We start from the raw sequence: 25977 nt of genomic DNA, 5'->3' as shown, positions 1-25977 counted from the left end.
GTACCTCACTATTTAGGGCTCTTGCAACATTACCGTATTTTATTCCTTTAATAGGCGATGGTTTACAACAATTTCAACCTATTCATATTGATGTATTTAACGAAAGTAATTATTCACTGTATAGAAAGGGAAGGAAAAATCCACAAATTATTAAAAATAGTTGGACCAGACATAGTTACCATGAAGGATATCTTGCTTGGATTTAGAAGATGGCTTGGAGTTAATCCTGGAAGACTAATAAAAATTCCTCTAATATTCATTAAAATAGCAGCTAAATTAGGGGATTTTCTAAAAATAGGATCCATTAATTCTACTGCGTATAATATGTTACTTCAACCTAATATTGCTGATAAAAAAGATTTTATCAATTTTACTTCTATAATCCCTAGAAACTTGCAACAATGTTTTGCAACCGAACCTTTAACCGTACAATCCATATGACACGCTAGGCTCTATTTTTTAAAACCTATAATAAAAATTGTCTTAGGACTATTTTGGATAATGACAGGAATTATTTCAAGTATTTTTGCTTATGATGCTAGTATGCAAATTATAATATCACTAGGATTTGATAAACAAATAGCACCTTACATATTATATGGAAGCTGCTTTACAGATATTATTCTTGGAATTCTACTAATTATCAAAAATAAAATAAGTAGGATATGTAGTTTACAAATTTTATTAATACTAGCTTATACTCTACTATTAACATATCTTAAGCCAGTATTATGGCTAGATCCGCTTGGTCCAATATTTAAAAATATTCCAATAATATTACTTACTTTAGTATTAATGGCTATAGAACAAGATAAATAATGGATTATCTTTTTATAAAAACTATTCATATTATTAGCTCTACCATTTTATTTGGTACTGGAATTGGTACTGCTTTTTTTATGTGGTGGGCAAATAAAACCGGCGACTTGAATGCAAAGGCATATGCAGCTCGCACTACAGTTATAGCTGATCTTCTTTTTACTACTCCAACTGTGATAATTCAACCGGTTAGCGGCATAATATTAGTAAATATGCTTGGCTATAATTATTCTGATTTATGGATTACCTTAACTTATATTGGATACATAATCGCCGGTAGTTGTTGGCTTCCGGTGGTATGGATTCAAATTCAACTACGAAATATGGCACTTGAAGCATTAAAACAGCGAACTCCCCTACCGGAAAAATATTATAAATTATTTAAATTATGGTTCTACCTAGGCTGGCCAGCATTTATCAGTTTGATTATTTTTTTTCTTAATGGTGTTTAAACCGCTATAATACTAGTTTAGGATAAATTTTATACTAAATTAGTATTGTCCCGTGGTCAAGCCGGCATTGTTGTGTGGATACCACCCCGTCATTGCGAGCAGCCGTAGGCCTTGTTGCAGGCTCATTTATGTCATTCCCGCGTAGGCGGGAATGACATATAGAAAAAATAATATTTACGCCGGTATATCTTCAATAATCGGTTGTTTTTTGTTTGATTTTGTAGAAATGAGAGAGGTCATTATCGGTTCTACTAAACCGTTAACTACCTTTTTTGTAATAGTAACACGCTGCTTTTTTAGCTCGGCAATTTTATACATACTATCAAGCAAAAGATGCTCAAGTATTGAACGAAGTCCCCTTGCTCCCGTCTTTTTAGCTAGAGCTTTTTCGGCAATGGCTTCTAGGGCTGAATCGTCAATTACAAGCTCAGCATCATCAAGCTCAAATTGTTTCTGATATTGCTTTACTATAGCATTCTTAGGCTTAGTTAGAATTGTAATTAAAGCTTCTTTGTCTAGCTCATCTAAAGTAGTAACGATAGGTAACCTACCGATAAATTCAGGAATTAAACCGAATTTAGTTAAATCTTCAATCTCCAAGGATTTAAGAATCTCACTATTATTTTTCTCTTTATCTATATTTACGTTAGCTGCAAAGCCTATAGAACTATGATTAGTTCTTGAGGTTATAATGCTATCAATCCCCATAAAAGCACCACCGCAAATAAATAAGATATTTGAAGTATCTAACTGTACGAAATCTTGTTGCGGGTGTTTCCTACCGCCTTGAGGAGGCACAGCAGCAACTGTTCCTTCCATAATTTTAAGTAATGCCTGCTGTACTCCTTCACCCGATACATCCCGTGTAATAGAAGGATTCTCCGATTTACGGGCAATTTTATCAACCTCGTCAATATAAATTATACCTTTTTGTGCTTTTGCTATATTAAACTCAGCTGCTATCAATAAACGTAGTAATATATTCTCAACATCTTCACCGACATAACCGGCTTCCGTTAAAGAAGTAGCATCCGCCATAGTAAAAGGTACGTCTAAAATTTTAGCAAGCGTTTGAGCAAGTAAAGTTTTTCCTGAACCGGTAGGACCGATCAATAAAATATTCGACTTATTAAGCTCAACACCATTATTGCCGGATTGTACATATTCAAGTCTCTTATAATGGTTATAAACCGCTACTGCTAAAATCTTTTTAGCCTGATCTTGCCCAACTACGTAATCGTTTAGAATTGCACATATTTTTTGCGGCGTTGGAATTGAAGAAGTAATTTGCTTTAACGCAACTTTAGTTTCTTCTTTCATAATATCCGTACATAAATCTATACATTCATCACAAATAAATACTGCAGGACCTGCTATCAGTTTTTTTACTTCATGTTGTTTTTTACTACAAAACGAACAAATCAATTCTTTTTTATCAGCTTCTACTACCATTAACTTTCTTTTTTATATTTATTTTAACAATTCTTACTATAGTACTCTTGCGTACATATAATAATCTTTATGCTCATTTGCAACGATTTCGCATTTTTTAAGGATTCCCTCCTTAGCGAAACCACATCTCTCAAGAAGATTAATTGAACGAAAATTATCTGTAATAACTGTTGCTTGGACTCTTACAATGCCTATATAATCAGCAAATTTTAATATATTCTTTATAGATTTTAACATCATACCTTGACCCCAAAAATTAGGATCTAGATCATAGCTTATTTCTGCTCTATGATGCTCTAGATTTATTATATTAAAACCGGCAGTACCTATTAATTTATTATCGTCTTTAAGGGCAATTCCCCAATAAAAGCTTCTATGATTTTTATATAAACTAGACCAATAACGTATTTCTTCTCTAGCTTCTTCTAAGTCTTTAGGTCTATTACTATCAGTTATATAAATAGCCATTTCCGACTTACTCATATAATTAAAATAATCTTGTGCATCATCTTCGACTAACGCACGTAAAACTATATCATTTAAATCAAGTACGGGAAAAGGAGCATATAAATATTCTCTATTTATCATACATATTCTTCTTTTCTTTGAAAAGTAGTATTTTTAAAGAAGGGTTAAAATAATTAGTAATACGAAGAGCAACTTCAAAAAGAGCAAGGAATCCACAAGACGGGAAACAGAAGCCGTTACTTAAACGTTCAATACCGCAGTACTTGTATGATGACGTAGCCAATTTTTGAAGTTCTATCTAAGTATTAACATATTTAATCGGGTCTTGTATATTATTCTTTTTAAAAGCATCAAGCCTTATCATACAAGCAAGGCAATTACCGCAAGATGAATCATCTTCAGTAGGTTCATAACATGATATAGTATTTTTGTAATCTACACCAAGCTCAATACCGGTTCTAATTATTTGCTCTTTAGTCATATCAATTAAAGGCGTATGAATAGTAATTTTTTTACCTTGTATTCCCATACTGGTTGCTAAATTCGCCATTTCTTCAAAAGATTTAATATATTCAGGACGACAATCAGGATAATTTGCCGAATCGCTTGTATGCACACCTATAAAAATGTCTTTTGCTCCTGTTACTTCTGCAAAACCGAGTGCATAACTTAAAAATATCGTATTACGAGCAGGCACGTAAGTAACCGGCACATCTTCAGGTAGTTCGTTTACGCCGTGATAATGCGGAACATCTATATTATCATCGGTTAAAGCAGAACCACCGAAAGCTCGTAAATCTATATCAACAATCTTATGCTGCTTGACGTTATATTCTTTTATAAACTCCTTAACTTTCCGAAGTTCTGCATTATTACGTTGTCCGTAATTAAAACTCATAGCATGAATTTCATAACCCATTTCCCTAGCTATTGCAAGAACCGTAGCAGAGTCTGCCCCGCCACTAACCAAATTAACTGATTTTTTTGCTTCTTTCATTTATATATACTAATTACTTATAAAAATAATTATAATATAATTAAATAGAAATTATATAGAAATTTTTATGACTATGAAAATATTACCTAAAGAACAAATTACTACTAAAAATAAAGACAGTGTTTTAATTAAAAAAGAAAAAAACTTTAATCTAAAAGGTATAAAATGAATACAACAATTATCAGGCAAGAGTACATCAAACATATCTACCGATGAAATAATGAAATTACCACGAGGTGAGTTCACATTAATAGATTAAACATCATTACGTACGATTAAAGATTTTATTACATGTATCGAAAAAATGCCTCTATGTCATTCCCGCGAAAATGGGCATCTAGTAAAACATATAAATATTCTTGACTAAATCCTCCTGATAATCTAAATTTACGTTGTTAATTTATGGCGGGTGTAGCTCAGTTGGTTAGAGCATCAGGTTGTGGTTCTGAGGGTCGCGGGTTCGAATCCCGTCACTCGCCCCATTTTCTTCCCTTAATACAAAATAATTAATAGACCTCTTTCATAACCTATCTTATAAAGAGGAATTTGAAGGAAACACGGAAGCGCTTACCGCCGCAGCGTACACACTAGTACGTGAGGATGCGAGTACCGGATTGACATACAAATTACCTTTAGAAGGAGGTTATGAAAGAGGCCTAATGGATATCAAACTTTTATATAGACTGGCTAAATATCTAAGGTTCTATAAAAAAGACTTGATCATCGTTATGATCTCTTTACTTAGCGTATCAGCTTCATTATTACTAATCGGTAGTGTTTTTAGCAATTTAGTTGATAAAGGCTTGAGCAAAGACCATATTTTATCGGTTGATAAATCTATATTATATATTTGTTTATTAATTATCATCTTAAGTATTGCTAGTTTTTTTCGTTCATATTTTATCAATAATGTTGCTGAAAAGGCAGTTAATCAAATAAGAAAAGAAGCTTATAGTAATTTAATTAATTATGAAATTGAAGAGTTTGAAGAACTAAAAATCGGCGATATAATTTCACGCCTAACAAATGATATAGATCAAATATCTACTCTCATCGTTAATTTCTTATCTTTTTTTATTCGCAATTCGGTGATGCTAATTGGCGGCGTTACCTTAATGTTTTTTGAAAGCTTTAAACTCGCTTCTATAGTAATTATTACCATTCCTATCTTATTAATTCCTTTAATTAAATTCGGCAAACATGTTAAGGCTTTATCTAAAAAAGCCTTGGAATCTAAGTCACTTTTAGCATCGGATATTGATGAAACTTTTAATAATATTAGAGCTATTTATGCTTTTAACCATCAAATAAAGAAAATTGCCGATTTTGATACTAAATTACAAAACTATTTAATATACTGCAAAACCCGTTTAAAAATCCGGGCTTTATTCTTTGCGATTTCAATAGCCGTTATATTTCTTGCGATTACTTTAGTCGTTTGGATCGGAGCTTCAGATATAGTGAAAGGTCATTTATCTGCCGGTCAAATTATATCATTTATTTATTATGCAATCATTGCCGGAGTTAGCTGTGGCGGTATTTTTGAGCTACTAAGCGAAATGCATTTACCTATTACAGCCCTTGAGAGAATAATTACAATTATAGATAAGACACCTATAACACATAATAATTATTTAGAATTAAATAATTCCGATCCAATCTCGATAGAATTTAAAAATGTTGATTTTACCTATCATTCAAGACCTAATTTAAGGATTATTAATAATATGTCTTTGAAGATAAATGCCAATAAGTTTCTTGGTATTGTAGGTAGATCAGGTGCAGGAAAAAGTACTTTGATGCAGTTACTGCTGTGTTTTTACCGGCAAGAAAGCGGCACTATCCTTATTAACAATCAAGATATAATTCTTTTAAATCCTGCCGAAATTCGTAAATTAATTGCCTATGTTCCCCAAGAAGCTAGCATTTTTTCCGGCACTATAAGGTCCAATATTATATTCGGTAATAATGAAGCAAGCGACGACGAAATAAATGAGATAATAAAAATTACGGGAATAGAAGAATTTGCTGCTAAACTTCATGACGGTATAAATGCTAAAATCGGTGAAAGAGGGGTTAGATTATCAGGAGGACAGAAACAAAGAATAGCTATTGCTAGAGCATTACTACGCATGCCACAAATTTTGCTTCTTGATGAGGCAATGAGTGCTTTAGATACGATGAGCGAACAGAAATTATTCAATGCTATAAAAAAAATAATGAAAGGGAAAATTATTATATCAATTGCCCATCGAATTAGTAGTATAGAATCAGCTGATCGTATTTTAGTAATAGATAAAGGAATAGTAGCAGCTAGCGGAACGCATAATGATTTATCTAAAAATTCAGAAATCTATCGCAATATCTGTAGAGAACAGTTAACAATATAAAGGGGTATGTCATTCCCGCGAAAGCAGGAATCCAGTCAACCTTAATGTCATACCACGACTTGATCGTGGTATCTTAATCTGTGACACAAGATCCCGTGGTCAAGCCACAGTATGATACTGAACGCTTTTTACTGGATTCCCGCTTTCGTGGGAATGATAATAAAGTAGATAATTGATATATTTGTTACAATAAAAGTTCCTTAGTATAAAAAAATTTAAATGTTTAATATAATTTAGCTTGAAAGCTGCCGTGGCTTTGTTATAATCGTAATTACAAAACAAAAAAGGTTTACAAAATGAAAAATTTATTAAAGATTTTATTAATTCTAGCTTTCGCAAGCCCAGTATTTGCTTCATCAATGCAAATGCCTGACCCAGCTTCAGTTACAACAACCCAAATACAAGCTATGAGTACTGACGATCAACAAGCTTGGGTTGCTAGTTTAACAGCAAATCAGTATAATATGTTAAGTCCTGATGTTCAAAAGTGGGTAATGGAGAATACTACCGATGCTCAAAAACAAGCTTTAGGAATTAATCAGTAATATTTTAATTAATTTTTAAAATTGATATATGTTAGAATAATTATTCTTAACATATATCACTAAAAGTTTCTGCTTTCACTTCCTTTCAGTCTTCCTGTTATCGTGTCATGTATATACTCATTGATAAATAAAAATTGCTAGATGAGTATAAATATTCATTTATTCTTTCTTTAGTAGAATAATACACTAATTATTGTAAGCTATAAGAATATAGAAAGCTAATTTGTTGTATGGCTTTGCTGTCATTCCTGCGTCCTTATTTATGTCATCCCTGCGAACCATTGTTGCGTGGAGCTGTTTTTCCGTCATTGCGAGAAAATTTACAATAGTAAATTGACGAAGCAATCTTGGAAAGAATTCCTGAGATTGCCACGCTCACTAACGTTCGCTCGCAATGACGACTTGGTATCCACGCAACAATGGCTCGCAGGGATGACATCGAGCAGGATTTCGGATTCAACAATACTTTGCTCAAACAACCTAAAACTAATAATTACTTATTACCGTAATCATCATGGAAATACTCGCTGGAGCGGAAATAGATTTATTCGTTCTAAGTTTCCCTGAAATACAAGATACATTTAACCTTTCAACTTTTATGACGGAACTACTACTCGGTGTAAATCTAACCGCTTATTGTATTACTTCGCTTATAGTCGGTAATTTAGGAGATAGATACGGATGCAGACCGATTATTATACTCGGTTTACTGATTTTTAATCTTGGTAGTTTTATTTTGTGTATTTGCAAATAATTATGAAGCTATATTATTTGGAAGATTTTTGCAAGGATACGGGATATCTCATCGGTTGCAGTGCTAGTATATGTTGTTCTTGCCGATATTTATTCGGTACAAGAACAGCAAAGATTAATGGGCATTTTAAACGGCACTATTGCTCTTTCTAGGGCAATAGCACCGGTTATAGGTAGCTACATCAATTTATTTTGAGGCTGGCGTGGCAATTTTGTTTTGTTGCTTATAGTAGGTTTGATTAGTCTAATTCTTGGTATATTATTTATTCCAAAAAGAGAAGTTAATAAAAAAATATGTATTTCTTTAAAAGAATATATACCTATCTTCAAATCGCCAAAAGCTATATATTATATACTTACAATGATATTTCTTGCACAAGGATATTGGATATTTATCGGGATTGCTCCTATTTTATATATGCAAGATTTAGGTGTAACTTTAGAATATTTCGGACTTTATCAAGGAGCAATGGTGGCTCTATTCTCAATTATGAGCTTTTCAAGCGGTTATTGCTTTAAAAAATTCGGTATTAGAAATTGCTTCTATTTTGGAGTTATATTTATAATACTATTCCTACTAGGAAATAGCATATTAGTTGTATATAATATTAATAATCCTTTAACCATAACAATAGTTACTTTATTATTATCTCGTGGCGTGATATATCCGATTAACATATTATGGCCGCTGCTTTTAGAAGCTATTCTGGACGGTAAAGCTCGTATGACTGCTATTTTTACTTCGGCTAGATTGATTTTAACGGCATTTGGGTTGCAATTAGTAGGATTTTTAACGGTACTTTTACCCCTCTTGGCATTACTATATCCATTGTTACGCTATTTGGGTTAGTAACATTACCTAAATTATTTAAGTACGATAAAGCCTTTGAGATTTCTAGTAACGTGTAGATGTCTTTATGTCGTCATTGCGAGGAAAAACTGTAAGTTTTGACGAAGCAATCTCAGGAATTTGTTATTATTTCATAAGATTGCCACGCAGCCTACGGATGCTCGCAATGACAAAAAAGCTGATTCACGCAGGAATAAACGGATGTGAGAAAAAATAAAAAAATGATCAATAACAATTTTATCTTCAAGATAGCTTTCAGATATTTTAGAGCTAAGAAAAACGAAAAATTTGTTTCTATTATTACTGCCTTTTCGTTAGTAGGCGTAATGATCGGCGTTGCAGCATTAATAGTAGTCATGTCCGTTATGAACGGTTTTCATATAGAGCTTACTAAAAATATTATCGGGTTAAATGGGGATATAGTAATAAATCGGCAAGGTGGTAGTATTGATAACTATGAAGAGATTAAAGCTAAACTCCTAAAACAAGATTATGTAAAGCATGTAACATTCATTGCCCACGGTCAAGCTTTGGCTCTTGGTAAAAATAATAATAGCGGTGTACTTGTTAAAGGTATGAAATTAAAGGATCTAAGTTTAAGAAATGAAATTTTTAAAAATGTAAATTTTGGTAGTTTTGATAATTTTCACGGCAAAAACGTAATAGCACTCGGAGAACAATTAGCAAGCAATTTAGGCGTAACCGTTGGGGATAAGATTAGATTAATTTCACCGAATTCAGTTTCTACCGCCTTTGGTAGTATGCCAAGATCAAAAGAATTTAAAGTTATCGCAATTTTCAATAGCGGTATGTATGATTATGATTTGACAACGATATTAATGCCGCTTACCGCAGCACAAAATTTCTTATCTCTTGGCAACGATATTAATTTAATCGAAATTAATAGTCTAGATCCCGATAAAGCTCTCGCATATTCATATAAAATACAATCATTATTAGGTCCAAACCTATATGTATTTAATTGGCAAACCTTAAATTCGCAATTTTTAAGCGCTCTTGCTGTTGAGCGTACGGCTATGTTTACTATTCTATCTTTAATTATTACGGTTGCCGCCTTTAATATTATTTCAAGCTTATTTATGCTTGTTAAAGATAAAACTTCAGATATCGCAATTCTTAGAACTATGGGAGCAAGCACTAAGCAAATAATGCTTATTTTTATCTATAACGGAATGTTTATAGGATTGCTTGGCACAACACTAGGTGTAATCCTTGGGGTTACCTTTTCTTATAATATTCAAACTATCAAGAATTATTTGGAGCGTATAACTGGTACTAAAATTTTCGAGGCAGCTATTTATTTTCTTTATAGTTTACCTTCAAAAGTAAGAGCTGAGGACATTATTTTAATTACCTCTTTATCTATAATATTGTGTTTTCTTGCAACAATTTATCCTTCTTATAGAGCCTCAAAATTAAATCCCGTGGATGCCCTAAGATATGAATAATACAGTCCTCATTTTAAAAAATATCTCAAAACATTACAGCCAAGGCAAAACTATTGTTAGAGTACTAGATGATCTTAATCTAACGGTTAATGAAGGTGAATTAATCGCTATAATAGGTTCTTCAGGTAGCGGCAAATCAACTTTACTACATATTGCCGGCTTGCTTGATAAACCTACAAACGGTCAAGTCATCATACCAAATAGCAAGTATCAAAAATATCATCTCATTCGTCTTCATTATTTAGGTTTTATCTATCAACAACATCACTTACTTAAAGATTTTACCGCTCTTGAAAATGTTATTATGACAAGACTTATTAGCGGTCTTGATCAAAAAGAAGCAATAGAAGATGCAACAAAGATATTAGATGATTTAGGGCTTGGGGAAAAACTCTATAATATACCCGGAGAATTATCGGGAGGAGAACAACAACGGGTCGCTATAGCTCGGAGCTTAATTAATAAGCCGAAAATTATTTTAGCAGATGAACCGACAGGTAATTTAGATCCCAAAACCACAAATGAAGTATTTAATTTATTTTTAAAAGTAGCAAGAGAACAAAATACCGCAGTTATTATGGTAACACATAACCATGAGTTAGCACATAAAATGGATAAATTATATAAGCTAAAGCATGGATTATTAAATATAGCTTGATTTAAAGCTCAAAAATTTTAATAATTATATGTAGATTCTGTGAAGATTTCTAAAAAGATTTAATTTTGGCTCTTTTTTGCTGCAAATTAGAAATTTTCACAGAACCTAATATTCTTTTAATAAAGGTTAGTAATGGCTGAGCCTATTATATTTACTCTTTTACTCGGAGATAAAGATCGGATATTAGAGAAAATAAACAAGCAGGAAACTCAAAATAAACTGTCTATTATCCGGCTAGAAGTTAATAAAGCATCACATATATCCGATAAAGAACGTATTTTTTCGGAGATCTTACAAGAATCCCGCGAAAAGGGCAAAACACCGATTTTTAATATTCAACTTAATAATAATAATGTAAAACCAATTTTTCGGGTACAAGATTTAATTAATTCACAAAATTTAAATATAAAAACTACTATTACTTTTAATCAATATAATTCATTACCCCAAAATTCTGAACTAGAAGCTTATTGGAAGCAAATTATGGAAAAAGTTGATCATGTTTTTTTTACAAATGAAGCAGATCAAAATTTAGCTATAGCCGATGGTATAGTACCAAAAGATAAAACCACTACAATTACGGATATAAGTTTAGTAACATCTGTTTTTAACAATCTTGTATATGATCGTAAAATTGATCAATTACTTTCCGGTACAATACCTGATAAAGAAAAGTTAGATAAAATAATAAAAAATGCTAAAAATCAAGGCGGTAGAGTGATTATAGAAACTTGGCCTCTTTCTGCAGACGAAGCAACAAATCTCATCACTGCTAAATTCGGTATTACCTCTGAAGATCAAATTTACGGATTGAAACTCGAAATTAATGAAATCTTAAAAGATCCAAATAATGCTGCTGAAAATTTTAAAAAATATATATCACAAATATCCAGGCAATTTCAAAAAGATTTAGGTAAAGCTGAGATAAATCCTATTGACTTTAATTTTAATACAAAGAAAGTTATGAATGATAGCCCTAAGGATATACAAGTAGAACAAACAACATCATATGAACCTCCAAAAGAAAACCAACCACAACCGCAAGGTTTTTTTAGAAGAGTTTTTAACTATTTTAAAGATATAGTAACTAGTTTTAAAGAAGCAATATTCGACAAAAAAGAAGAACTTAAAACTCAAGTAACTCCAACTACGGAAGCAAAGCCGACAATAACAGAAGAATCACTAACTACTGTTGCATCTTCTATAACTCAACCGCAACAATACGTTTCTAAAAGCTCTCCGGTTATAGGTTCAAGTCAAAAGCAGCAAGATAAGCCATTTAGTATGACAGAACAAGACTATAAAGTGATGAGGGCTGCTAGTACTACTTTGCACCATGATAATCCAAGTAATAATATTAATGATTTTAAATATGATCTTTCACAAGAAGATCTAAATAACATAAAAAAACCTGAATATTGGTATACTGAAAATGATATTGTAAATATCTTGACGGCAGCGTTAGATGACAAAAAAGTTTCAATACAACCGGCTATAACTTTAGCAAATACAGTAGTTAAGGAAGAAATGCTTAAAGATCTTACCATAAAAGGCGAAGAGAAAGAGAGAGCCTTAGCAGAAATTCAAGAGACAAAAGCAATGTTTAAAGATGCTCCGGAAGCAGAACGAAACAACGTTTTAAAAGACCTTGAGGCTAGAGAAAAAATAATTACTCTACCGGATGAGGAACGTAAAAAACAGAGTAATGCACTATTAAAAGAAGCAGAGTCTAAACAAAAAATTAACACAGATATTTTAAATAGAGCTGCTAAAGATATACAAGAAAATGGGAAAGAATGTGCAGTGATACCGATAGAGATGGGTACCGGACATTGGTGTAATTTATTTATGACTCATAGTAAAGAAGATAATCAAACTATTATAACTTTTAATGATTCTTTTGGGCATCCTATAGGTAGTAATAATAATATATTACCTGATACAATAAATAAAGCATTTGAAAATAAAAGACCTCCGCTTGTTATTGATGAACAAATCAAGCAGCAAAATAATAATTTTGATTGTGGTCCTTACTCCGTGGAGACTATGATTAGAAAAGCAAGCGGCAAGCCAATTCTTACTGAGAGCGAAGCTTTGAATAAAGGACCGGAGTTAAGAGAAAAGCATGCACAGGTCGTTATCGATAAACAGCAAGAGCGGCAAGCTAAAACTCAATTATCTAATCGTTGGACTAGTAAACAGCAACAAGAGAGCAAAGGCAGTAATCAACTTAGACATTAAAACTTATTTTAAACAATTGTAGACTCTTTAATAAATATATCCCATCCCTAATCCGCTAAAACTTGACGTTAGTGACTTATCACCTTTCGAAGCTGCTGAAAAGATTTTGGAGCATGTAGAGAATATTACTAGAAGTTACAAGAAAGAGCTATGATATATGAAAAACTTTTTAAAATATTTACTTACAATTTTTCTATTAACTTTTACAACTCAATCATTGGCTAATAAATATCTTTCTAAAGCTGATAATTTGTTTGGAATGAGTAAATTTGATTTCGCTCTTAAAGAGATTGATAAAGCTATAGAGCTAGAGCCTAATAACCATCATGCATATTTTGTTAAAAGTATTATTTTAACAAAATTAGGCGAAAATAAATTAGCTTTAAAAGCAAGCAATAACGCTATCAACCTAGATCCTAAAAATTCTAAATATTACTGGTTAAAATTTATGATTTTAGAAAAATTATATGAATACAAGTTAGCTAGTGAAGCATTTGATAAATATAAAGCATTAAAGCAAAAATTTCCTCAAGATATTATATTAACCGATAAAGGAGAATATAAATTAAAGAGGAAGAAGCTCTTAATGCTTTAATAGTAAGGAGACGAGTTTAAATTAGGTAAACACAAAGAAGCTTTAAAGACGTTTGAAAAAGCTATTGCATTAGATAATACTAACCCTATGGCTTATTCGTTAAAAGCTTTTGCATTATGTGATTTAGGAAGATATAAAAGCACTTATAGAAATAAATAAAGCATTAGAATTAGACCCAAATAATCTTGAGGATCAAACTATTAAAAAATTACTACAAAAGAAATTGCATAAAAAATGATTTAGGTAATAAATAATTTTAAATGCACTTACGTATAAATCAATTATTATAAATACCAGTACTAAATATTCTCCTTAAGCTAAATGAAAAGTTTTTTGAGAAAGCTGGTATTTTCGTTTAATCCAACATGGAAAGATTCGTGCTATTGTTTTAAGGCATGAATTTTTAACATACCGATAACGGTCGAGTAGATAGTGGGATTATAAGTCTTCAGCAAAGCCGTCAATAATTTCCGGTTTACCGATACGAACTTGTTGCTCAAAAATTTTATTTGCCAGTTCTTTAACACCTCTAAGCATTGACCCGCCACTGGTAATGATAGTTCGAGACGCTAGCGGTTGTCCCTTTGTTGCTTTATCATATTCAGCTTTTACCATTGATAATATCTCTTCTACTCTTGGTCCGATTATTTCAGTAAGCTTATAAATAGTAATTGCTGCATTAAGATTATAAAGACTGTCAATTTGCAAATCTTCTAAATTAATAATAGAATCTTTATCAAACGAAGATAATATTGCATTACCGTAGAGAACCTTTAATTTTTCTGCCGTAATAAGATCAATGCCAAACACTTTGGCAATATCGGAAATAATATGAAAGCTTCCTAAATTTATATGACTTGTATATATTATGTAAATAATTTGCAATTGGCTATAATTCCTAATATAATTACTTATAGTTAATTTATATTTTAACAAAGAATGACTACCATACTTGTGATCGTTATTATAATAATGATTGCCTTATCTGCTTTATTTGCCGCTACCGAAACTGCTATTACCGCTTCTTCCCCAGGGAAGATTCATAAGCTTAAAATCGCCGGTAATAAGCGTGCTAAAACAGTTTTAGAGGTTCTTAAGAAAAAAGAAAAGATCATAGGAACTTTATTAATAGGTAATAGTTTAATCAATACTGTTTGTACCACTATTGCTACTACTCTCTTTATTAGCTTTCTTGGAGATAATGGTCCCATTGTTGCTTCCGGCGTTATGGCTTTTATAATTATTGTTTTTGCCGAAGTAGTACCAAAAGCAATAGCCGTTGCTAAACCTGAGCAATTAGCATTAAAAATGGCTTCAACTATCATAATATTTTTAAAGCTTTTCAAACCTATTAATATTGCTCTTGATTACATTACAAAAATATTTTGCTTCATATTTCGTATTAATTTAAATCCTCAAATATCAGGAACGGAAGAAGTAAGAGGCGTGATTGAGCATTACCATCAAGAAGGCGGAGTTTATAAATCCGATCGTAATATGCTAGGCGGGATACTAGATATACGTAATATGACTGTATCGGAAATTATGACTCACAGAAGCAGTATTATAGCCCTTAATATTGACTTACCTCATGAAGTAATAATTAAAACTTTATTATCGGGGACTCATACACGTATACCTTTGTGGCAAGATAATAGAGATAATATAATAGGGATTCTCAATCTAAAAGATTTGCTTAAAGCCTTATACGAAAATAATAATGATGCAAAAAAAGTTGATATTAATAAACTTCTAACTCCACCTTGGTTTATCCCTGAGAATGCACTTGTAGTAGACCAGCTACATGCATTTAGAGAACGTAATAATCATTTTGCTTGTGTTGTAGATGAGTATGGTACTCTACTAGGTATTATTACTCTTGAAGATGTTATAGAAGAAATCGTAGGACCCATTACTGATGAACATGATAGACTTAATAATGAAATTATCAAGAAGTCTAATACCGAGTTCATTATAAAAGGAACTACGACTATTAGAGATATTAACCGAGCACTTGATTGGAATTTATCGGATGAGGATGCAAACACTATAGCAGGATTAATAATCCATAAAATTGCTAGAATTCCAAATCAAAGGGAAGTAATTGAAATATTTAATTTAAAGGTAATTATTTTAAAGAAAATTGCCAATAAGATTGATAGCGTAAAAATTACCGTATTACCTACTACCGAGGAAACAATAAACAGTGAGTGAAATCGGTAATTTTTTACTGCTAACAACGATGTGCTTAAGTGGGATGTCGGTACTATTGTCATTCCCGCGTAGGCGGGAATCCAGTATAACATATAAAAAATTAACTTCTTTACCAATAGTAAAATTATTTTTTCTGGATTCCCGCCTACGCGGGAATGACATTTACTTCTACATAGCTGCCTCATGTGCTATACTTGCCTTTTTTACCCTAGTCTATGCTTTTATTATCTCTGACTTTTCACTACAAAATGTTTTCTTAAATTCCAGTATTTTAAAACCTTTAATATATAAAATAGCCGGTAGTTGGTCGAGCCACGAAGGCTCAATGTTATTATGGTTTTGTTTATTACAAATCGTTAGTTGCTGTTATATATTTTTACTTGAAGATAACCGGCTTAAATTTTTATCTATTATCATATTATCAGCCATACAACTATTTTTTAGCAGTTTTATTTACTTTACCTCCAATCCTTTTAACGTGTTTTCTTTCGTTCCTAAAGAAGGGTTAGGCTTAAACCCGATGCTACAAGATATTGCTTTGAGCATCCACCCTCCTCTGCTTTATTTAGGCTATGTTAGCTATGTAGTACCTTTTACTACTGTTTGTGCTATGTTACTTACCACTGTCATCCCGTGGTTTGACCACGGGACCTTGTGCCACAGATTGCGTCCTGAGATACCGCGGTCAAGCCACGGGATGACACTTATCCATCTTCTCAAAACATTTTCCAATATCGGTATCTTATTTACTACTATCGGCATTAGCCTTGGTTCTTGGTGGGCATATAGAGAACTCGGCTGGGACGGATTTTGGTTTTTTGATCCGGTAGAGAATATTTCACTATTTCCTTGGTTATCCGGAATTATGCTCCATCATTCTATAATTGTAACGACAAAAACCGGACGCATGCAAAGTTGGACGATAATTTTATCTATCATTACTTTTTTGTTGGTAATATTTAGTACTTTTTTAGTACGTTCCGGTTTTATTACCTCAATTCACTCTTTTGCATTCTCACCTGAGAGAGGAATATACTTGCTTGGAATATTTTTGATTATGGGGATTGGAGGATTGTGTGTCATCCCGCGGCTTGACCGCGGGATCCAGTTAAAAGTATTATCAATTGTTTTTTGGATCCCGCGGTCAAGCCGCGGGATGACAGCAATAGAAAAAGCCATACTCCTCGGTAATATATTCTTCCTACTTAGCCTTATCGTACTAATAGCTGCCACACTTTATCCACCAATTTACTCTTTATTCGACGATAAACCTATTATTATTAGTGAAACATTTTTTGTTAATAATTTTATTATATTCGTTATCCCTATTCTTGGTACCATAGGATTATTTACTACCAGAATCTCTATTAAAAAACATATTATAATTCTAATATTATCTCTAATAATTACTTATTTAATATCATTAAAAGTAACATTTAGTGTTATATCGATTTTAACTATAATCGCATCTATATTTCTTATGCTTCATAATGTTCATTATCTTTTGGTTAAAACTAATTATTTTAGAAATAGACTTAAAGCAAGTAACGCTAGTATGATACTTGGGCATTTCGGTTTTGCACTAATTAGCTTTAGTATCACTATGAATGCATTATTACAAAGCGAAATGGATTTTACCGGCAGAGTAGGAACAAGTAAAACTTTTAACGAATTTAAAGTAACATTGCAAAATATTAAGTTTGCTCAAGGTAAAAATTATTATAGACAAATCGCTGAATTTTGGCTTGAGGATGATAGCCGTAATATAACTATATTAAAACCGGAAAATAGGCTTTATATAGTTGAAAAGAGTTTATCGCAAGAAAGCGATATATACTCTTACTTATCATATGATCTTTACGCAGTTTTAAGTAATATAGACGGCGATATAATCCATGCTAAAATATATTACAAGCCAATGATGAGCTTTATTTGGCTTGGAATTATTCTCACCGCTTCCGGCTTTTTTATTGCACTAATCAGAAAAAATTCTAGCTAATGTGATATTTTGTTGCATGGATCAAAAAACGCGTTCGTGTCATACCGTGGCTTGACCACGGTATCTAGAAAAACAACTTAAAATACTAACAATTTTAGTATTTTAAACTGGATCCCGCGATCAAGTCGCGGGATGACAGAGGTGGAATTGATCCACGCAATAATGAATTCATACAACAACACTAACTAATTAACTAATTGAACCATCACATTTAAGGTTTTAAATTTTTATACTATTCGGATGATCATCTCCGAATTTTTCTATTTGATTATTACGGAATTTTTCATACCAAAATTTCTTAGGTAAAGTGCAACTAGCTTTAGCGGCTGCAAGATACATATTACTTATTTCATACACATTTTTCATATTTTCTTTATAGTTATTCCAATATATATTTTCAGCAGTAGCATAATCATCTACCGCCTCCTCATTTTGATTAAGTAACACTAGTGCATCCCCTTCAGCAACAAACGTTTTTGCCAAATTTATATCCGGTGATATAATAATCTCTTTGTTAGGTCTAGTTGGATCATTAAGAAAAATTGCTTTAGCTTTTTTAGCGTATTCTAGAGCTTCGGTAACATCACCTAAACCTAGCTTTGCTCTTGATTTTTGAGTAAAAATTCGTCCAAATACTTGATTTTCCTCTTTTTTACTCGATTTATTCATATCATATACTTGTTCTAATAAAGAAAGAGATTCCTGATGTTTCTTAAGATTATTTAATACATCTACTTTAATGAGATATGAACCGGTAAGAAATCAATCTTGAGGTTTCATGCCGTTTTCGATATAAGCATTTACACTATCGTCAATTCTTCTCAAGGCCTCATAATTCTTACCTTGAATACTAAACAATTTAGATTTTGCATAATATATAGTGGCCGTATCAGTTATATCTACTAGATTTTGATTGAACATATCTTCCATCATTTGGATATTTTTTCTGCTTCTTCTAGATTTCCTAGCTGAATATTGGATATAGCCGAACCGAAAACTACATTACATTTTATGGAATCATATCCTTTCACTTCATCAAATACCTGCTTAGCTTTCGTATCATATTCAATTGCTTTTTTAGGATCCGACCAAGTTCTATAATACCATCCTATGCGTCCTAAATATGCAGCATAAGCAAATTTTTCTTCATTATTCATTGTCCATAATTTAAATTTACCTTTTTGATCGTTTTTATCAAACCAATTTACTAATTTTTTTGAGTTATATAAATCGGAAGAATTAGCATATTGTATTAATAAATTTAATTTTAACTCTAAAATTTTTATCGATATATCGTATTTTTCTGCATTTTTTGTAATTATTTCAATATTATCCGATATAGTTTTAGCATTTCTAAAAATACGCCCCTTTATAAACTTTTAGGTATAGAACTTAAAAGATTAGTAACACTACGTTCAAGATATTCTTTATTTCCTTTATCTCCATTTATTTGTAATATTTTGTCAGCTATAACATCATGCATTTCAAATATCGGATTAACTTCATTAGGCTCAATATTAGAGATCAAAGCAAATTTAGAAAGCTGATAAATATCATCGTCTAGACTATTCTTATCTTCAGTAATAGAATTTAATAATTCTTTTGAAAAACTTTGATTATTAAGCAATGCTATCCCATCTAGTAATCTCTTGGCACTAGGCTTTAATTCATTACTAACAAGTTTTATATTTAGCTCAATTTTATCCTTAGAGGCTTTTATCTTTTTCTTGTATTCTTCTAAGTTCAAACCTTGTATTTGATTTAATATTTGTGCTCCTTGAACTACGAGAATCGGATAACCTCCAAATTCTTGAGTCAAAAAATTTATTAATTCCGGATTTTTATTTTCCAATATATTGTTTGCAAGTAATGCAGCTTCCGGCTTAGTGAAAGCGTTTGCTTTGATTATGTTAGACAATAATTCAGCGTCTTGGGAACAAAATATAATATTACCATTATATTCCCAATTAATAAAATCCTCTATTTTCTTATTCTCGCCTATTTTTAAATTATCAAATACCAATAACCATTTATCTTTACTTGCTAGATAAGATAAACCATTAAATCTTTCCTCATCACTGCCATATCTTCTGAAATCACCGGTGATTTTACCCCAATATTAATAGCTTTAGATAATTTAAGTAATTGCTGCTCTATATTTAGATTACAATCAATAAACCAAATTATGTTATAGTTATCTTTATTTTCATAAGCGTACATTCTAGCAAGCTGCGTTTTACCCATACCGCTTACCCCTACTACACTAGATTGCTTATATTTATTAAGATTTTCTTTTAGCTTTTCCAATTGCGATACATGATTTATGAAATAACCGGTACAACTAAATTAGATATTTGACTTTGAGCAAATATACTTCCGCTTATTAGAAGCATAATAATCACTAATATATATTTTTTCATAATATTTATTAATTTTAAATTTCTAGCTGTAAAGCTAAATATCTTTTCGACTAAAAGTCAATAAAAATTTTGAGTTAGGTTTGGCGAAGTGTTATTACATGTATACTATGTTGCGTGGTTCGGCTTTTCCGTCATTGCGAGAAGGTATTGTTGCGTGGAGCGGCAAAACCCACTGTGTCACCCCGTGGCTTGACCACGGGGTCCATAAAAACAACTTATAATGTACATTATTTGTCTATTTTTCCTGGATCCTGCGATCAAATCGCGGGATGACAGGAGAAAAACCGATCCATGCAACAAGGTCTACGGTTGCTCGCAATGACGACTCGGTATCCACGCAACAATGCTCTACGAGGATAAACAAAAATTGGGATATAGAATAAAAAAAGCCCCCTTTTTTCAAAGAGAGCTTTTTTCTTAAGGAACTTATAAACTTGCTAATCGGGAGCGATTAGAAGTTTACACGGACTTTTAGAGTACCTTGATGTGCAGTATATTTACTTGCAATCTGAGCATCGTAACCGACTCCGTATTCCATCTTAGCATCAGGTCTTATGCTTGCACTTAAACCTAAATTATAAGATGTTTTAGCTGTTCTGTCAGGCTGGCTGATGAACGGAGTAACTTGTCCGTCTAACACAGACTGAGTTTTAGATAATCTACCGTTTACTTTGTGAACCACAAAAGCGTGAGCTTCCGGATATACCACAAGATCAGTTATGTTCATAGTACCGCCGGCTACTTTAGCACCTACTATTAAATCGGTTCTATCGCTAAACTTGCTGTTAACTTGCTTGTTTGCAACTGTTGTACCAGTTTCTTTGTAGTTTTCGTCAGAAGACTTTAAGTAGCTAAGTCCTGCCATTGGAGTTACTAACACACCTTGCATTGCATTGTAATCATAACCGACTGTTAAGTTACCGCCGAATGTCATGTTATCGTAATTACCAGCAGCAATTTGCTTGCTCATATTACCGTTAACATCGAAAAAGTAACGCTGACTTTTGTTCTTCACTTGGTTTAAGCTAAATATTGCACTACCTTGAGCAAAGAAATTCTCAACAAGCTGCTGGGCACCATATAGAGAGAATGAGAAACCGTTAACGTTAGTTTTATCACCTTTCTTATAATCTTGGTGTTTTATATCAGTTTTAGTGATACCGATAGCAGCACCGATCATTAAGTTATCGTTAGCTAGCGTATCTAAACCGATTAGGACACCGGTGGTTTTAGCTTTATAACCAGCTAAACCGCCTTTCTTACTTTGATGTGCATCAGTATAGAAAGATTTTGCCCATATACCGTAAGCTACATTATCAACAGCCTCGTCACCTGCAGCAACCGCAGCCGGTACTGCTCCAGCTTCAGGTCCAGCCATTTCAGCAGTTTCAGGAGTACCTAAATATCTAAGAGCACCTAATCTGTTACCAAGTTGAGCTTGGATATCTTTTGCTACATCTAATTGTGTATTAGTTACGGCCGCACTTGTACCGGTAACGATAGCTCCGACAAAGTTAGCAGAATCAGCACCATTTTTAGCTAAAAGAAGATTATTATATGCTGCAGTATTAGTTGCATTTGCAAATGTTGTAACGTTCTGACCTATACCCGGTGCACCTGCAAATTGGCTACCTGCAATATCATTAGTAACTATATTTGCTGCATTGTTAGTACGTGTTATTACATAATCTTGGTTAGCATCACGTATTAAACCGTATTTTACGAAACGATTATCTCCGGTTACAGCAAAGTTAAGACCTCCTAAAGTACCGTTAAATCTAGCACCACCTTGAATTAAAGTATAAGTTTGTGTACCACTGAAATTTGTATTGGCATTATCTTGTACGTTAATGGTTGTTGTTCCTGTAGTTGTTGCATTAACTTGAGCCCCTTCCGCGATAACGATGTGACCTATATTACCGTTTGCTACTGTTAAAGTAGTTTCAATAGAAGTATTGCTTCCCCATGTTGAAGTACCGCTTGCAAATGTTAAGATATTTGTATCAAGATTGATTTTACCGTTAATAGCAGTAGTACCGCCGCCTAAAATTACATTAGAATTTAAAACCCCTAAGTCATAAGTACCAAAGTCTATGACTTGTGAATAAATATTTCCTTGTAATCCTGCACCATTATCATTACCTGTAAACTTAACAGAAGCTACAGGAGTATCTGAAGCACCTATATTACCAACATACGCATTACCTAAATAAGTTACGGTACCGTTATTAGCTTTAGTAGTAACAATCATACTTGTAGAACCAGAAAATGTACCGTCAGCAAATCTTACATTAGCGTTACCGTTAACACTTCCAAGAGTAATTTTACCGTCAAAATCTGTTCCGGCTATACCGCCTGTAGTAACAGTTACACCGTCATTAATTGTTACGTTAGTTGCAATAATACTACCTAAGTTGTTATAGTCTGTAGTAAACGTTACTTGCTTTAACTTTGGATTACCATTCTCTATACCTAAGCCATAAATCGTACCAGGGGTATTAGGAATACCGCCGCTAAGAATTACAGTACCTTGATTATTTTTTATAGTTCCTATACCTGCATATAATGTAGTAGTATTAACAGCAATACCATTATCGCTTCCAAGACCTAGACCTACAATATTATTTTGATCACCGATTACTTGACCATCAGCGATTACACTATCCACACCTGATACGACTACAACAGGAACATTAAAGTTACCTGCTGGACCATTATTACCTACGGCACTTTTAATTGTTAAAGGAACTATGTTGCCTGCATCGTTGAATGGGATGCCGCTAGGTAAGAATAAAACTGCACTTACACTTGCATTTTCAAAAGAAATTGTATCAGTCGCCGCACCATGATCATTACCTGCATTACCTATCTCATTAACCACTATGTTACCGGGACCAGAAACTGTTATTTGTTTTACAGCATTAACAGGTGCAGCTTGTTTGTTTAATGTTACGATAATAGGACCGGTGTTAACGAATTCTAACATACCGGTACCATCGGCAGATGCGACAAAGTCCGCAGTATAGTTACCACCGATTTGTAAGGTAGAATTACCTTCAATTGTAGTTTCACCGTTAAATGTTGCGTTACCTAAGAACTTAGCAGTAGTACCATTATCTAATGTTACAGTATTAAGCTTATTACCTTGCTGTCCACCAACTGTACCGCTTACTATATTTGTTCCACCTGCCTTAAAGCTGAAAGAACCCATGTTAGCAGCAGCAGTAGTAATGTTAGTGGCGTATAAATTAACACCTTGACCTACATTTAATACAGTGTCTATAGCAGGTGCAAAATTAATCTCTGCAAGTGGCTTTGCAGCGCTACCTAAATTTGTACCGGCTGCAAGAATTGTATTATTAGCTCCAACAGGATTAAATATTATTTTACCTTGATTTGCAGCATTTGTAGTTTTTGTTATTAAGTAAGTATTATGAGCGAATTGTACTGAACCGTTATCTCCAATAACTAACTCGTTAATAGCAACATCACCGTCATTTAAAGCTGTTTTACTTGAGCCGATATTAAATTGTCCAAGAGTTTTATTATTAGCTCCAATAATACCGATATCACCGCTAATAGTTAAAGTTTGAGCATTTGTTAGGCTACTCGCATCAACAACGCCTGTTTGATCAGTATTTATAGCTAAATCAAAATCAACTAAAATATTATTTTGAGTACTTGTTAATTTAATAGTACCACCAGCTTGGAAATTAATCATTCCACCGGCAGCGCCGATAATATTTGCTCCACCAAGTGTTAATGTTTTTGAAGCATCATTAGCTAAAGTAATCCCTTGTAACGCAGCATTACCACCACCATGACCTATATCACCAGTAATTGTAGCACTTCCATCTAACTGAATAGAACCACCGGCAAGAGCACCGCCAATAAGAGCAGTTTGGTTAACATTACCGGTGATAACTGTATCGTCGGCAAGTTTAAAGATAGAACCGGCATTTCCTAAACGTAACTCAGCAGTATGTGTTCCTGATAAATTAACAATCCCAGCAGCACTAGCTTCGATTGCCGTAATCTTATTTGTCACCGGAGTATTTGCATTCGCACTGTTTAAAGTACCGGCACCGAGGAAAGTTATTACACCTGCAGTGTTACCGGCATTGCTCGCATCACCTGTAAAATTACCTGTAAGAGTCGGAGCATTAGCAGCAGCAACTATAATTTGTGAGGCAGTATTACCAAAATCAACAGCACCAAGTGTTGAAGAAATAGTCATTGTAGTTGTAGAAGCTGCTTTGAAAGTTGTACTACCACCGTTACCTACATCAACTTGTTGTTGGAAAGTACTAGTACCACCGTTAACTGTTACATTTTTAGCAAAAATTTGGTTTGTAATTGTAGCATTATTTCCACCAACAGCAGTAACAATAAATTGCTGAGCACGATTTGCATTATTTGTACCAACTACTGCAGTAAGACCTGGAGCAGTAGTACCAAATGTACCAGCTACAGCTGTAGTATCAAAATGTATTATACCATTATTATCTCCACCGTCACCTGCACCACCACCAAGTGTAGTACCATTAAGGACAAGAAAATTGGCAGCATTACCGTTACCACCTGCTTTAGCAAGAAGATGCAATGTACCGCTACCTTGAAGATTTATAACATTACCACCGTTTTGTAATGTTAAATTAACATTACCTGCTACATCAGAACTTGAATTAAAACGTAAAAGGCTTTCATCGTTAACATTAAGAGTTTTAACAGCAGCAAAACTATTATCCTGTACTTCTAAACCTTTAGCTTGGTTACCAATGCCGCTACCGGCATTAGTGACATTTAAAACAGCACCAGCGTTAGCTGCATTAGCAATCTTAGCATTAGCACCAAGTATAATACCGTTATTAGTATCTGCAGGATTAAAGTTTAATGTGAAAGCAAGATTAGCGAAATCGATTGCACCTAAACCATCATAAATATTGACTTGATTAGCCGCAGCACCTAGACCTTGTGTACCTGTTAAAGTTAAGAGTTGACCTGCTTGATTGACAGTAATATTAGCTAAACTAGCATTTCCTACTCCTACGATAGAACCAATGTTTAATGATTTACTTAATGTTACAGCTTCTGCATTACCACCTGTATCGATTATGAGAGCAGCTACGTTAAACCCTACAGAATCTAAGATAACTTGATTACCATTATTAGCAATTCTAAGAGTATCACCAGCAGCAGGAGCCTGTGCTGGATTCCAGTTAGCAGGAGCATTAAGAGTTGTATTACCATTAGTAGATAATAAAGCACCCATAGCTGAGCCTGTAAAACCGGCCACTATGGTAGCTGTAGAAGCAGTTACCAATCCTGCGGAAATTAATTTTTTTAGAAAATTTGGTTTTTGAGCCATAATTTTTTTTTCCTATATTTAAGTTAAAATTTAGTATCTAGTATTAAAATAAACTTATCAAACTTGAGTCAATATATCCCACATTTGATAAGGAAATAACCTAATATTTTGTTTCAATAGTTTCTAAACCACGGGCTGAGCATACTATATATTGTATATAATTACAAGCATCGCCGTAGTTTTTTTATAAAGTTTTAATAAATGTTATATTTTTATCACAACTATATCATTCCGTGGTCTCGGGGTTGTCATTGCGAGCAGCCATAGACCTTGTTGCATGGATCGGC

The 25977-nt window shown here is 33.0% G+C and carries 19 protein-coding genes, 1 tRNA gene and 5 pseudogenes; 15 read left to right on the top strand and 10 right to left on the bottom strand.

Annotation, left to right across the window (positions count from 1 at the left end):
* Positions 1–90: 90 nt before the first annotated feature.
* Genes D6968_RS05180 through D6968_RS02675 form a run of 3 tightly spaced genes read left to right on the top strand, consistent with a single transcriptional unit; the run spans position 91 to position 1271 of the window.
* Complete coding sequence (locus D6968_RS05180; RefSeq protein ID WP_245969157.1) at positions 91–441, top strand: Rossmann-fold NAD(P)-binding domain-containing protein; 351 nt, start codon at positions 91–93, stop codon at positions 439–441.
* Between the two features lie 60 nt (positions 442–501).
* A complete protein-coding gene (locus D6968_RS02680) occupies positions 502–819 on the top strand; it encodes a DoxX-like family protein (RefSeq protein WP_121543231.1) in 318 nt (105 codons plus the stop codon).
* Entirely contained in the window at positions 819–1271 is a 453-nt protein-coding gene (locus D6968_RS02675) for a DUF2269 family protein (RefSeq protein ID WP_121543229.1), read from the top strand. Before D6968_RS02680 ends, D6968_RS02675 begins: the two co-directional genes overlap by 1 nt.
* Positions 1272–1445: 174 nt before the next feature.
* Here D6968_RS02675 and clpX read toward each other — a convergent pair whose 3' ends face one another.
* The 3 genes from clpX to queC all read right to left on the bottom strand — a co-directional run bounded on the left by clpX (position 1446) and on the right by queC (position 4188).
* On the bottom strand, positions 1446–2723 hold the full coding sequence (clpX, locus tag D6968_RS02670; protein WP_121543227.1) for an ATP-dependent Clp protease ATP-binding subunit ClpX: 1278 nt from the start codon (positions 2721–2723) through the stop codon (positions 1446–1448).
* A gap of 36 nt (positions 2724–2759) precedes the next feature.
* Positions 2760–3311, bottom strand: a complete 552-nt coding sequence (locus D6968_RS02665; protein WP_121543225.1) for a GNAT family N-acetyltransferase — start codon at positions 3309–3311, stop codon at positions 2760–2762.
* Between the two features lie 178 nt (positions 3312–3489).
* A complete protein-coding gene (queC, locus tag D6968_RS02660; protein WP_121543223.1) occupies positions 3490–4188 on the bottom strand; it encodes a 7-cyano-7-deazaguanine synthase QueC in 699 nt (232 codons plus the stop codon).
* 405 nt (positions 4189–4593) lie between these two features.
* Between queC and D6968_RS02650 the strand changes: the two genes are divergently transcribed.
* The 9 genes and pseudogenes from D6968_RS02650 to D6968_RS06645 form a co-directional block, all read left to right on the top strand.
* Positions 4594–4670, top strand: a tRNA-His gene (locus D6968_RS02650).
* 177 nt (positions 4671–4847) lie between these two features.
* A complete protein-coding gene (locus tag D6968_RS02645; protein ID WP_141110521.1) occupies positions 4848–6578 on the top strand; it encodes an ABC transporter ATP-binding protein in 1731 nt (576 codons plus the stop codon).
* A gap of 296 nt (positions 6579–6874) precedes the next feature.
* Complete coding sequence (locus tag D6968_RS02640; protein ID WP_032138948.1) at positions 6875–7123, top strand: DUF2673 domain-containing protein; 249 nt, start codon at positions 6875–6877, stop codon at positions 7121–7123.
* Between the two features lie 514 nt (positions 7124–7637).
* A pseudogene (locus D6968_RS02635) lies at positions 7638–8785 on the top strand (MFS transporter).
* A gap of 162 nt (positions 8786–8947) precedes the next feature.
* Positions 8948–10195, top strand: coding sequence for a lipoprotein-releasing ABC transporter permease subunit (locus D6968_RS02630; protein WP_121543402.1), 1248 nt, complete (start codon positions 8948–8950; stop codon positions 10193–10195).
* A complete protein-coding gene (locus tag D6968_RS02625) occupies positions 10188–10853 on the top strand; it encodes an ABC transporter ATP-binding protein (protein WP_121543219.1) in 666 nt (221 codons plus the stop codon). Before D6968_RS02630 ends, D6968_RS02625 begins: the two co-directional genes overlap by 8 nt.
* 132 nt (positions 10854–10985) lie before the next feature.
* A complete protein-coding gene (locus D6968_RS06485; RefSeq protein WP_121543217.1) occupies positions 10986–13094 on the top strand; it encodes a Ulp1 family isopeptidase in 2109 nt (702 codons plus the stop codon).
* Between the two features lie 259 nt (positions 13095–13353).
* Positions 13354–13689 carry a tetratricopeptide repeat protein gene (locus D6968_RS02615; protein ID WP_177717192.1) on the top strand — a complete coding sequence of 112 codons (336 nt, stop codon included), beginning with the start codon at positions 13354–13356 and terminating at the stop codon, positions 13687–13689.
* Positions 13690–13713: 24 nt separating this feature from the next.
* Positions 13714–13848, top strand: a pseudogene (locus D6968_RS06645) (tetratricopeptide repeat protein); the annotation flags it as partial.
* Positions 13849–14072: 224 nt separating this feature from the next.
* Here D6968_RS06645 and D6968_RS02605 read toward each other — a convergent pair.
* A pseudogene (locus tag D6968_RS02605) lies at positions 14073–14559 on the bottom strand (cell division FtsA domain-containing protein); the annotation flags it as partial.
* 69 nt (positions 14560–14628) lie between these two features.
* On the opposite strand from D6968_RS02605, the gene D6968_RS02600 reads away from it, so the two are divergent.
* The 3 genes and pseudogenes from D6968_RS02600 to D6968_RS06635 form a co-directional block, all read left to right on the top strand.
* Positions 14629–15903 (top strand): HlyC/CorC family transporter, encoded by a 1275-nt coding sequence (locus D6968_RS02600; protein WP_121543213.1) that lies wholly within the window; start codon positions 14629–14631, stop codon positions 15901–15903.
* 133 nt (positions 15904–16036) lie between these two features.
* Positions 16037–16978 (top strand): annotated as a pseudogene (gene ccsA, locus D6968_RS06640) (cytochrome c biogenesis protein CcsA); the annotation flags it as partial.
* A 99-nt stretch (positions 16979–17077) separates the two neighbouring features.
* Positions 17078–17902, top strand: a pseudogene (locus tag D6968_RS06635) (cytochrome c-type biogenesis CcmF C-terminal domain-containing protein); the annotation flags it as partial.
* Between the two features lie 219 nt (positions 17903–18121).
* Here D6968_RS06635 and D6968_RS05805 read toward each other — a convergent pair.
* The 6 genes from D6968_RS05805 to ompB form a co-directional block, all read right to left on the bottom strand.
* A complete protein-coding gene (locus D6968_RS05805; protein WP_245969150.1) occupies positions 18122–18571 on the bottom strand; it encodes a hypothetical protein in 450 nt (149 codons plus the stop codon).
* A gap of 93 nt (positions 18572–18664) precedes the next feature.
* On the bottom strand, positions 18665–18823 hold the full coding sequence (locus D6968_RS05800; protein WP_245969148.1) for a hypothetical protein: 159 nt from the start codon (positions 18821–18823) through the stop codon (positions 18665–18667).
* 8 nt (positions 18824–18831) lie between these two features.
* Complete coding sequence (locus tag D6968_RS05795; protein ID WP_245969146.1) at positions 18832–19059, bottom strand: hypothetical protein; 228 nt, start codon at positions 19057–19059, stop codon at positions 18832–18834.
* A gap of 212 nt (positions 19060–19271) precedes the next feature.
* Entirely contained in the window at positions 19272–19925 is a 654-nt protein-coding gene (locus D6968_RS02575; protein WP_177717188.1) for a hypothetical protein, read from the bottom strand.
* Positions 19926–19945: 20 nt separating this feature from the next.
* Complete coding sequence (locus D6968_RS05170) at positions 19946–20209, bottom strand: ATP-binding protein (protein WP_177717185.1); 264 nt, start codon at positions 20207–20209, stop codon at positions 19946–19948.
* A 564-nt stretch (positions 20210–20773) separates the two neighbouring features.
* Positions 20774–25690, bottom strand: a complete 4917-nt coding sequence (gene ompB, locus D6968_RS02565; protein WP_121543207.1) for an outer membrane protein OmpB — start codon at positions 25688–25690, stop codon at positions 20774–20776.
* Positions 25691–25977: the final 287 nt, after the last annotated feature.

Origin of the sequence: Candidatus Rickettsia colombianensi, from assembly GCF_003664375.1 — a bacterium.
GTDB lineage: Bacteria > Pseudomonadota > Alphaproteobacteria > Rickettsiales > Rickettsiaceae > Rickettsia > Rickettsia tamurae.
Note: the sequence above shows the minus strand (reverse complement) of the source record. Positions and strands in the feature narration are given on the sequence as shown.

Coding starts and splice junctions, on each gene's coding strand:
- D6968_RS02665 (WP_121543225.1), bottom strand. CDS start 3,311: ATGATAAATAGAGAATATTTATATGCTCCTTTTCCCGTACTTGATTTA.
- D6968_RS02615 (WP_177717192.1), top strand. CDS start 13,354: ATGAGTAAATTTGATTTCGCTCTTAAAGAGATTGATAAAGCTATAGAG.
- D6968_RS02630 (WP_121543402.1), top strand. CDS start 8,948: ATGATCAATAACAATTTTATCTTCAAGATAGCTTTCAGATATTTTAGA.
- D6968_RS05795 (WP_245969146.1), bottom strand. CDS start 19,059: ATGAATAATGAAGAAAAATTTGCTTATGCTGCATATTTAGGACGCATA.
- clpX (WP_121543227.1), bottom strand. CDS start 2,723: ATGGTAGTAGAAGCTGATAAAAAAGAATTGATTTGTTCGTTTTGTAGT.
- D6968_RS02640 (WP_032138948.1), top strand. CDS start 6,875: ATGAAAAATTTATTAAAGATTTTATTAATTCTAGCTTTCGCAAGCCCA.
- D6968_RS02645 (WP_141110521.1), top strand. CDS start 4,848: ATGGATATCAAACTTTTATATAGACTGGCTAAATATCTAAGGTTCTAT.
- D6968_RS02680 (WP_121543231.1), top strand. CDS start 502: ATGACAGGAATTATTTCAAGTATTTTTGCTTATGATGCTAGTATGCAA.
- D6968_RS05805 (WP_245969150.1), bottom strand. CDS start 18,571: ATGAATAAATCGAGTAAAAAAGAGGAAAATCAAGTATTTGGACGAATT.
- D6968_RS06485 (WP_121543217.1), top strand. CDS start 10,986: ATGGCTGAGCCTATTATATTTACTCTTTTACTCGGAGATAAAGATCGG.
- queC (WP_121543223.1), bottom strand. CDS start 4,188: ATGAAAGAAGCAAAAAAATCAGTTAATTTGGTTAGTGGCGGGGCAGAC.
- D6968_RS02675 (WP_121543229.1), top strand. CDS start 819: ATGGATTATCTTTTTATAAAAACTATTCATATTATTAGCTCTACCATT.
- D6968_RS05180 (WP_245969157.1), top strand. CDS start 91: ATGTATTTAACGAAAGTAATTATTCACTGTATAGAAAGGGAAGGAAAA.
- D6968_RS05800 (WP_245969148.1), bottom strand. CDS start 18,823: ATGTTCAATCAAAATCTAGTAGATATAACTGATACGGCCACTATATAT.
- D6968_RS02625 (WP_121543219.1), top strand. CDS start 10,188: ATGAATAATACAGTCCTCATTTTAAAAAATATCTCAAAACATTACAGC.
- ompB (WP_121543207.1), bottom strand. CDS start 25,690: ATGGCTCAAAAACCAAATTTTCTAAAAAAATTAATTTCCGCAGGATTG.
- D6968_RS02600 (WP_121543213.1), top strand. CDS start 14,629: ATGACTACCATACTTGTGATCGTTATTATAATAATGATTGCCTTATCT.